The sequence below is a fragment of the Brachyspira sp. SAP_772 genome, from assembly GCF_009755885.1.
Taxonomy (GTDB): domain Bacteria; phylum Spirochaetota; class Brachyspiria; order Brachyspirales; family Brachyspiraceae; genus Brachyspira.
Map to the genome: position 1 here is coordinate 1 of NZ_VYIX01000365.1, position 526 is coordinate 526.

Genomic DNA, 526 nt, shown 5'->3' on the forward strand with positions numbered 1-526 from the left:
ACTAAAAAGAGTGAGAGTATTATCAGTGATAGAAGGACATTATAATATGTATATAAAACTTGATAAATACTCTAAAATAGATGCTAAGAAAGTTTCAAAATTAGTTTCTTTAGAAGGTTCTGGAGTTTATTTTGATAAAGAGAATCTCAATCAATTAATAATACCAGTAGTAGATGATAGTTTAATTTGGAAAATAAATAAGGTAACTGAAGTAATATTAGAAATAGAAAGCGAAGAAGAAAATAAAGACAAAAGCAAAGAAAAAAGTTTGGCAGATGCCAATATAGAATCCCAAAGAAAAAATAAGCAAAATAATATAAGAAAAAGAAAAATAATAAAAATTAATAAAAGAGAGAATTAATCTTTATTATTATCATTTTTATCTTTTCTGTTATTAACAATTCTTGTAGTAATAGCATAAATGCAAAGAAGTACAAATCCTATAAGTAAGAGTTTATTTATCATAATTTCTCCATAATAAAAAATCTATATAAAAATAAAAGGTGAAGTAATAACACCCCACCTT

1 protein-coding gene is annotated in these 526 nt (G+C 23.2%); it reads left to right on the forward strand.

The genetic code is table 11. The annotated features are described in order from the left end of the window. The coding region (locus tag GQX97_RS14535; protein WP_157152379.1) for a hypothetical protein at positions 1-361 on the forward strand (361 nt) is incomplete at its 5' end. Positions 362-526: the final 165 nt, after the last annotated feature.